This window comes from Aquidulcibacter sp. (assembly GCF_049239865.1).
Taxonomy (GTDB): Bacteria; Pseudomonadota; Alphaproteobacteria; order Caulobacterales; family Aquidulcibacteraceae; genus Aquidulcibacter.
The window spans coordinates 1-8,646 of record NZ_JBMLTR010000117.1; the positions used below are offsets into that span (position 1 = coordinate 1).

General features: G+C 58.1%; 11 protein-coding genes. 4 read left to right on the top strand and 7 right to left on the bottom strand.

Annotated features, from left to right (window positions below; genetic code table 11):
* The 5 genes from ACOVRA_RS08225 to rsmI all read right to left on the bottom strand — a co-directional run.
* Positions 1-282: magnesium chelatase domain-containing protein (locus ACOVRA_RS08225; protein ID WP_421719863.1), on the bottom strand; the 282-nt coding region annotated here is incomplete at its 3' end.
* A 144-nt stretch (positions 283-426) separates the two neighbouring features.
* On the bottom strand, positions 427-1,392 hold the full coding sequence (gshB, locus tag ACOVRA_RS08230) for a glutathione synthase (protein ID WP_421719864.1): 966 nt from the start codon (positions 1,390-1,392) through the stop codon (positions 427-429).
* Between the two features lie 12 nt (positions 1,393-1,404).
* On the bottom strand, positions 1,405-2,154 hold the full coding sequence (locus tag ACOVRA_RS08235) for a transglutaminase family protein (protein ID WP_421719865.1): 750 nt from the start codon (positions 2,152-2,154) through the stop codon (positions 1,405-1,407).
* A gap of 50 nt (positions 2,155-2,204) precedes the next feature.
* Positions 2,205-2,636: a YraN family protein gene (locus ACOVRA_RS08240; protein WP_421719866.1), complete on the bottom strand. Its 432-nt coding sequence runs from the start codon at positions 2,634-2,636 to the stop codon at positions 2,205-2,207.
* Positions 2,633-3,577, bottom strand: a complete 945-nt coding sequence (rsmI, locus tag ACOVRA_RS08245) for a 16S rRNA (cytidine(1402)-2'-O)-methyltransferase (protein WP_421719867.1) — start codon at positions 3,575-3,577, stop codon at positions 2,633-2,635. Before rsmI ends, ACOVRA_RS08240 begins: the two co-directional genes overlap by 4 nt.
* Before the next feature lie 88 nt (positions 3,578-3,665).
* On the opposite strand from rsmI, the gene ACOVRA_RS08250 reads away from it, so the two are divergent.
* Both ACOVRA_RS08250 and ACOVRA_RS08255 read left to right on the top strand, forming a co-directional pair.
* Complete coding sequence (locus ACOVRA_RS08250) at positions 3,666-4,862, top strand: penicillin-binding protein activator (RefSeq protein ID WP_421719868.1); 1,197 nt, start codon at positions 3,666-3,668, stop codon at positions 4,860-4,862.
* A 22-nt stretch (positions 4,863-4,884) separates the two neighbouring features.
* Positions 4,885-5,334, top strand: a complete 450-nt coding sequence (locus ACOVRA_RS08255) for a GNAT family N-acetyltransferase (protein WP_421719869.1) — start codon at positions 4,885-4,887, stop codon at positions 5,332-5,334.
* Here ACOVRA_RS08255 and ACOVRA_RS08260 read toward each other — a convergent pair whose 3' ends face one another.
* Positions 5,335-6,132 carry a GGDEF domain-containing protein gene (locus ACOVRA_RS08260; RefSeq protein WP_421719870.1) on the bottom strand — a complete coding sequence of 266 codons (798 nt, stop codon included), beginning with the start codon at positions 6,130-6,132 and terminating at the stop codon, positions 5,335-5,337.
* 270 nt (positions 6,133-6,402) lie between these two features.
* On the opposite strand from ACOVRA_RS08260, the gene purE reads away from it, so the two are divergent.
* A complete protein-coding gene (gene purE / locus ACOVRA_RS08265; protein WP_421719871.1) occupies positions 6,403-6,903 on the top strand; it encodes a 5-(carboxyamino)imidazole ribonucleotide mutase in 501 nt (166 codons plus the stop codon).
* Positions 6,900-7,985 (top strand): 5-(carboxyamino)imidazole ribonucleotide synthase, encoded by a 1,086-nt coding sequence (locus tag ACOVRA_RS08270; protein WP_421719872.1) that lies wholly within the window; start codon positions 6,900-6,902, stop codon positions 7,983-7,985. The genes purE and ACOVRA_RS08270 overlap by 4 nt, the downstream gene beginning before the upstream one ends.
* On the opposite strand, the gene ACOVRA_RS08275 is transcribed toward ACOVRA_RS08270, so the two are convergent.
* Positions 7,970-8,646, bottom strand: a 677-nt coding sequence (locus tag ACOVRA_RS08275; RefSeq protein ID WP_421719873.1) for a COQ9 family protein, incomplete at its 5' end; no start/stop codon positions are given. The genes ACOVRA_RS08270 and ACOVRA_RS08275 overlap by 16 nt on opposite strands.

The following is an 8,646-nucleotide window of genomic DNA, read 5'->3' on the forward strand; positions in this document are numbered from 1 at the left end:
CATGGCGGTTAAGAGGGCGACGGCAATGGGCGCATCATAGTGTGAGCCCTCTTTGGGCAAGTCCGCTGGCGCTAAATTGACCAGCACGCGCTTGGCGGGGACCGATAGGCCAATGGCTGCAAAAGCAGAGCGCACACGCTCACGACTTTCGGCAACGGCCTTGTCTGCCAAGCCAACGATGGAGAAATAGGGGTTCGCCCCGGCGTCCGTAATTTGGACCTGAACATCTACCCTGCGCGCCTCGGCCCCATCAAAGGCCCATGTAACCAATCGAGCAACCATCGTTTCGCTTCCGAACTATCCACATTCCAACTAGAAATTAGAACATACAACGAACGGATAACGAACAAAAGACTATTTCTAACGCTAGATTGTGATTTTCTACCTCTAAAGGCTGTGCACAACTTTCTTACCATAGAGTAATGTCTATTTCAATTTACGACTGATGGCATCCCACATGAGCGAAACTGCATTGACCCCAGAGAAAGCTTTGAGCGCCAAAGCGCCAGTTGGCGAGGTGACATTGATTTCGGTTAAGCGGCCTGCGATGACGTCGATACCGACGAACAAAAGGCCGCGCTCTTTCAGGGTTGGGCCAATGGCGCGACAGATGGCCAGATCGGCTTCACTCAAGTCAACAGGATGGGCGGTGCCGCCCACGGCGAGGTTGGAGCGAATATCATTGCCCTTGGGGACCCGATTGATCGCGCCCACAGGTTCACCATCGACAAGGATGATCCGCTTGTCGCCGTCAAATACCCCCGGCACAAAGGCTTGCACCATGATCGGGTCGCGACTGGTGGTGAAGAACAGATCGAGCAGCGCGCCTAAATTGCCATCCTCTGGCTTGATCCGAAACACGGCCGCACCTGCATTCCCAAACAATGGTTTGACCACAATGTCCTGATGCTCCGCCTGAAACGCCTTAATGGTGGCGACATCGCGCGATACGAGGGTCGGCGGCATCAAGTCTGGGAAGAGAAGGGGGACGATCTTCTCTGGGCTCGACCGCACCCAGAAGGGGTCATTCACCACCAAAGTCTTGCCCTTTAAGAACTCCAGCATGTGCGCGGCGGTGATATAGTTCATGTCAAACGGTGGGTCCTGACGCATCAGGACAACGTCGACATCCTCAGCCAGATCCAAAACGACTTCTGCGCCGAGCGTGACATGGTCGCCCTTGACGCGTTGAACCCTGGCGGGCTTGGCCCGCGCACGGACTTTACCTTCCTGCCAGCTTAAAGTGTCGACTTGATAGACGAAGATCTCATAGCCGCGACTTTGCGCCTCTTCGGCCATGGCAAAGGTCGTATCGCCATCAATATTAACGTCCTCAATCGGGTCCATCTGGATGGCGATACGCAGGGGTTTTGAGGCAGGAAAATCAGACACAGGGTGAACTCGCTAATTTAGCTTGTGGCGGAGAGTTTGGGTTCTATCGCGATCAGCTTGGGTGTAGCCTTGAAGTTGGCTTGCCCGGTGCGCCCATTCAAGGGCTATATGAATTTGTCCTGCGGCTTCTGCAGCTTGGGAATAGTCGTGCGCCACTTGATAATTGTCTGGGGCCAACAACGCACGCCGAAACGCCGCCCGCAGCCAAGCGTCAATTTGGCCGGAAGCCCGTGCTCGCGCCGCCAGATTGGTCTGTAAGCGCACCGCCATCACCCGATCTGACACCGGGGCCAGCATCGCCTCGCTTAAGGCCTTGATCCCAACCCGATTGGCAATTTCAGAGAGGCCGACCTCATCCACAATCGCGCCGCCAGCAAGGGGGTCGATAAAGATCGGCCCGTCGTTGGACTCCAGCCGCAGCAAAAAATGCCCGGGAGAATCAACTCCATGGAGTGCTGCCTGCGAGAGGCGTGCCACATGGCGCCAAATCACTCCAAGCCCAATGGGCAAGCCCGCACGTGCCTTCAAAATACTGATTAAGTCTGCATTGCCGGGATCATCAAAGTCTTTGGTTGAGCCTGCAAACCCCATTTCGCCGAAAATCAATTGTGTCAGCGCCGAAGCGGTTTGGGGTTTTCGCTGTTGGGCTAAGGTGGTGAGCTGATCCAAGACGCTGAGGGCTTCGGAAAGATCGCGGTCCGGGTGTTCATGAATGGCGCAAGCCAAGGCGCAGGCTGTTAAGTCAAAGCGGTCTACCGGCATGTTGGCGCACACTTTGATTGCGCTTTCCGCGTCTGCTCGCGTCCTCGGGATCATTTGCGCCGCGCCCGAAAGGAAATCACATTGTCTGAATGGCCATGCCCACTCAACATGGGGTCTATCTCTGGCCGCCAAGCATCGCGAACATGTTTCGGCCAGCGCCATTTGGTAACGACCATCAGATCATAGCGCCAAGCGAAATGCTGGGTCCACGCGCGTCTAGACGTCCAGCCCGTCGCAGCTCGCACAATGCGCGACATTTGCCGGGTCCGCAGCACTTCGGCGGGATCAACGGCCCCTTGGCGCATTTTAACTTCGATGAAGGCCAGCACATCGCCGCGCCGCGCGATCAGATCAATCTCGCCAGCTGGCGTCTGTACCCGCCGCCCCAGAATGGCATAGCCCTTCAGCTGCAACACAAAGGCTGCCCAGTTCTCGGCCCAGCGACCGGACCGCTCTGCAAGGGCGCGCTGGGTTAAATTCATGATACAACCTGCTTGCGTACAGCAACCAGCGCCAAGGCGCGGCTATACACATCCCGTCGGGCGATCCCGGTCTTTAGGGCCACGGCGGCAGCAGCATCTTTGACGCTGAGGCGGGACAAGGCTTCTTCTAACGCGCCATCCAAATCAATTTTCTCTGCATCCGCAACGTCGTGGCTTTTCCCACCGACGACCACGACAATCTCGCCACGCGGCGCGTCGGCCTCGCCATAATGGGCCGCCAAAGCCGAAAGGGTGCCGCGCCGGGTTTCTTCGTAGAGCTTCGTGAGCTCACGCGCGACACAGGCGGGCCGGTCGCCAAAAACCTTGGCCATGGCCGCAAGACTTTCGGCCAAGCGCGGGCCGGTCTCATAGAAGATTAAAGTGGCAGGGATCGAGGCAAACTCATGGAAAAAGTCCGCCCGCGCACCCGCTTTTGATGGCGCAAAACCCGCAAAGAAGAACCGCGCTGAAGGTAGGCCTGAAACAATCAAAGCGGCTAAGGCGGCAGACGCACCGGGCACGGCCAGAACTTTATGCCCAGCTTCAATCACGCCACGGGCCAAACGTTCCCCCGGATCACTGACGCCCGGGGTGCCCGCGTCTGAGCAAAAGGCCACCGACCCGCCTTGATCAAGAATCTTCAGTGCCTGTTTAAGGCCCGTTTCCGTCGCGGACTCATCACACCGAACAACCTTGCCGTTGATTCCATGCAGGCCCATCAAGCGCTTGGTTACACGTGTATCTTCTGCCAGAATGATGTCGCAATCGGTCAGCGTTTTGGCCCCGCGTGGCGTGAAGTCCCCCAAATTACCAATGGGTGTGGCCACGAGGTAAAGTCCCGATTCTAACAGCATTTTTATGGGCGTTTCCAGTTGATGCGATTGCACCGGACTGGCCTCACGCTTAGACTTAGGCCGATTATTGGGAGTAGCGTTGGCCATGTCATCCATTTCTTCGACAGAAGGTTTGTACTTTCCGACAAAGATACCAAGCCTTAAACACGCGTTAGGCGCAAGCCTTTGCGCAGCTATGTTGATGGGCTTGGCGTCGTGCGCATCCACCCCACAAACCATCACGCCGCCACCCCCCCCGACCCAGCCGGTGGTGCAAGAGCCTGTAAACCCGTATCTGATCAAAGCAACCAATAAGCTGACGCCGCCACATATGGTGGGTCGCAAGCTGGTTCGTGTCGCTTTGCTGGCACCCTTTAGCAGCGACAATCCAGCCATTCGTAACGAAGCCCAGACCCTTCAAAGCGCGGCTGAACTCGCGCTATTTGAGCATGGGGACGCATCTATGCTCCTCATTCCAAAGGATTCTGGCGATACGCCAGAGTCGGCGCGTGAAGCCGCAGTGGATGCGCTGCGCTCGGGCGCGGACTTTATCTTAGGGCCCTTGTTCGCCAGTGGCGTGTCAGCCATCGCGCCCTATGCGCGGGTTAATGATGTTCCCATGTTTTCCTTCTCGACCGATACGTCCGAAGCCGGTCGCGATATCTATGTTTTGACCTTCCTGCCCGAAGATGAGGCCCGTCAGATTGTCCGCTACGCGGCCGAACAGGGCGTCAAAAAGCTGGTCGTTTTGGCCCCAGAAGGTCGCTATGGCGACCGGGTAGCCGCCGCCGCGCGTGAAACTGCCGCCGCAGCGGGTATCGAGTTCATGGGCGATGAGCGTTATGATCCGAGATCGACATCCATGACTTCCGCGCTCGAAGTGTCGAAGCGTGTTGCCGGCCGGGTCTCTGGCGGGAATGCCAGCCGGGAAACTGCGATTTTGATCCCAGAACGCGGGGCGATGTTGCGCGCCATTGTTCAAACTTTAGGCCAGTCGGGTGCCAGCTCCCGTCAAGTACGCTATCTGGGCACGGGGCTCTGGAATGATCCCGATATTTTGAATGACAGCCGGATGATGGGGGCGTGGTTTGTAACGCCTGACGTAGCAGCCCGCAGCGCATTTGAGCAACGCTTCAACCAAGCCTATCAACGCCGCCCAACCCGTCTGGCTGGCATGGGTTATGACGCGACCGCCATGCTGGCCCGCATGACGCGGGAAGGCAGCAAGTCTGGGGCTTCCGCCCGCGCCATTGAGGCCCAAGACGGCTTTATCGGCGTCGACGGACTGTTCCGATTTAGAAATCACGTGGTTGAACGCGGTATGGCGGTGAATGAAGTCGTCGCGCGCGGCAGCAAAGTGGTGCAGGTCGCGCCAAAAGCCTTTCCAAAATAAGCACTTGGTGTTGAGGTGAAGCATGGGTGATCTGCGCGTAAGGCCCTTGGCGGCGAATGACCGGTCAGTGTGGGAAGAGCTGTGGCACGGCTATCTGACCTTTTATAAGGTCAGCAATTTCGCGCCAGAGGTGACCGAAGCGACGTGGCAGCGCTTACTCGATCCAGAAGGGCCGCTGCATGGCCTTGTGGCAGTTGATGGCGACGAGGTTTTGGGTCTCGTCCACTTCCTCTATCATCCATCCTCTTGGACGATTGGGCCTTATTGTTATCTCCAAGACTTGTTCACGTTTCCAGCCGCCCGTAAGCGCGGGGTGGGCGAGGCCTTGATCGAAGCGGTGGCGGATGCGGCGCGTGCCGAAAATGCAGCACGCGTTTATTGGTTGACGCATGAGACTAATGCAGCTGGCCGCAGCCTGTATGACCGCGTGGCCCGCCATGCAGGCTTTATCCATTACATCAAGGATCTGTAGTCAGAGGCTTTGGATTTTGCGGCCAACCTTATTGGCATACATGGCTTCATCAGCCCGCGACAAAGCCCGTTCACCGGTATCATCTGACTCAAACGTATAAGAGCCATAAGCCGCGCCCACTTGCAGGCGGTGACCTTGATAGGTGATTTCTGTGCGGGAAATGGCTTCGGCCAATTGTGCGCCTTTGCGGCGAGCATCTTCGGGGCCTGCTTTGGCCAGAATGACGGCAAACTCGTCCCCGCCGACGCGACCCACCAGATCACTCTCGCGAATGTTAGCCGCCAAAGTTTCGCCGACTGCCAAGAGGATGGCGTCGCCGGCAGGGTGACCAAAGCGGTCATTAATCTGTTTGAAGCCGTCGAGATCAAAATAGACGAGGCTGGCCTGCACCTCATAGCGATGTGCGAAGCTAATCACCCGGTTCAATTCGCGCTCAAAGGCGCGGCGATTGAATACCGGCACCAACGTATCCCGGTCTGCCAATTCTTCGGCACGGCGCAACCGATCCACCAAGCGCGCCCGATCCGATTTGAGGCTTGTCACCTGATCGGACAAATGTTTCAGCGCGCGGCGGACATGAGGGGTGAGTTCCTGAGGTGGAATGCCAAGTACAGTCGGTTTCTCTGCCGCCTGGGCCTCAGAAGCCTGTTGGCTGCTTGGTGCTTGGCTTGGTTCGGCTATCGGGTGGCGCTTGGCGGCTGCCGCAGCTTGGGTTGCCCGCTCAAGCGCCGATTTCGGCTGCAAGGACGGCGCGGTCGCTTTCGGCTTTCCATCAGAATGATGTTGTGCAAACGACACCGCCTAACGCTCCCGTCTTGGCCGCCTCACACGGCCTTAATTCTCAGTCTATGTAGCACTTTATGGTACGCTCTGTAAGGGCGCAAAACCCAAAACCTGTGCCTCTAGGCTGTGCGCGCGATTGGTTAACAAGATGTTTACGGGGACGGATTTCCGATCAGGTCTTCCCTTTCTGGCCCATTACGACTAGAAGCCCCGCTTTCTTGGGTGTTGACGCAGGCGCAGGCGGATGCAGGCAGCTTTCGTCGCAAGTGTTGGAAAGCGCAATCTATGGCCTCTATCCCACAAATCGGCCCACAAATTGGATTGATTATGGGCTCCCGCTCGGACTGGGAAACCATGATTGAGGCGGCCAAGATTCTCGACCATTTGGCTGTGCCTTACGAGGCCAAAGTCGTTTCCGCCCACCGCACCCCTGACAAGATGAGCCTCTATGCCAAAGAAGCCAAAGGCCGCGGCTTAAAAGTGATTATTGCTGGTGCCGGTGGCGCAGCGCATTTGCCCGGCATGGTCGCCGCGATGACGACTTTGCCCGTCCTTGGCGTGCCCGTGCGCTCTGCCGCTTTGTCTGGCCAAGATAGTCTTTTATCGATCGTCCAAATGCCCAAGGGCATCCCGGTCGGCACGCTCGCCATCGGCCCGGCCGGTGCCGCGAACGCCGCTTTGTTGGCCGCTTCCATCCTCGCGTTGACCGATGAAGCTTTGGCAGAGCGCTTGACGGCGTGGCGTGAGGCGCAGACCGAAGCGGTTGGGGACGATCCGCGCGAATGACGGCCGCTTCTGATCGCCTAGCCCCCGGTTCGACCATTGGCATTTTGGGTGGCGGACAATTGGGCCGCATGCTGGCCATGGCCGCAGCGGAGCTTGGCTTCGATTGCGTGGTTTATGAGCCAGAGGCCGATTGTCCGGCCGGGCGGGTCGCCGCCAAATGCTTTAATGCTGCTTGGAATGACCAAAAGGCGCTGGCCGCTTTTGCCGAGTGCGTCGACGTCGTGACCTTTGAGTTTGAAAATGTGCCCGCCGCGTCGCTGGCATTCTTAGAGGCGCGCGCCGTCATCCGTCCGGGTCTCAAGTCCCTGCAATTGACGCAAGACCGTTTGGTCGAAAAGCAATTCATCCAAGGCGTGGGCCTTCAAACCGCGCCCTTTGCCGCTTGTGACAGCCTCGAAGGCCTTGAGCGCGCGGTGGCGACCATTGGCCTGCCTGCCATCTTGAAGACCCGCACTTTGGGCTATGACGGCAAAGGCCAATTCCGCTTAAGCCAGATCAGCGACGTGGCTGAGGCTTGGGCCGCGCTGGGGGGAAGCCCCGCCATTCTTGAAGGCTTTGTGCCGTTTGAGCGCGAAGTCTCGGTCATTCTAGCCCGTGCCGTCGATGGCAGTGTTGCGGCCTATGACGTGACCGAGAATGTGCACCAAGGTGGCATTTTGCGGACGTCGACCATTCCTGCGCAGATTTCCGACGCATTGGGCGAAAGGGCCGTTGCGGCCGCTGCTAAGCTGGCCGCAGCCTTGGACCATATCGGCGTATTGGCGGTGGAATTCTTTGTCCTAGGCGACGAACTGGTGGTCAATGAGATTGCCCCACGCGTGCACAATTCCGGCCATTGGACACAGGACGGCTGTGCCGCAGACCAATTCCAGCAACATATCCGCGCTGTCGTGCATTGGCCCTTGGCCTCAACGAAGCGCCACGCGCCACGTGTCGTTATGACCAATTTGATCGGCCATGATGTGGACGGTTTGGCCGATCTGGCGGGCCAAGCAGACACTTTCGTCCATCTCTATGGCAAGCGGACAGTGCGCGATGGCCGCAAAATGGGCCATGTGATTAAGCTTCACGGCTTCGGCTGAGCGCCATAGCGCAGGCGAGTCAAAATGCCCAAAGGATCGGGTATCTTGTCGACCAATTGATTGACTTGGGCCTTCACCTTCTCAAACTGCATCACGCCGCCAATTTGCTTGTCCAAAAAGGCCCACGTGGCGGTACTTTCCGCGCTCTCATCTTGTAACCAATAAGCCAAAGTCGCCAGATGGACGCCCGATAGAATGGTGCGCTTGGAATAATAGTTAAAGTCGGTCGAGGGATCGCCCATCGCCACCCAAGCCCGGTCTGCTGCGCGCCAGCCAATCCGCACCGCGTCAGGAGTATTATTGGGCACAGCCAGATAGATCGCGGCGCGGCGCAGGCCTTCCTTATGGGTAGACAAAGCTTCCAGCCGCACCCGCACGGCCAAGGTCGCCTTGGCGCGGATCTTAGTGCCCGGCTCACAATCTTCAATCGCCCGCTCCATCGCGCGCTCGGCCCGGTCAAACCACGCGTCGATCAAATCCACTGCACCGCGTGGGGCGGCGAGCAAGGCTTCACCCTCGCTGAGGTTGGCCGCTTCACGTGCCCGCTCCAACGCATTGGGCAGCCAGCCTGAGAAGTTGGCCTCGTCCAAGGCAGCATCGAGATAGCGATCCCGCAAAGCTTGGATCGGATCGTGGCGGGAAACGGGGTTGGTGAGGTCAG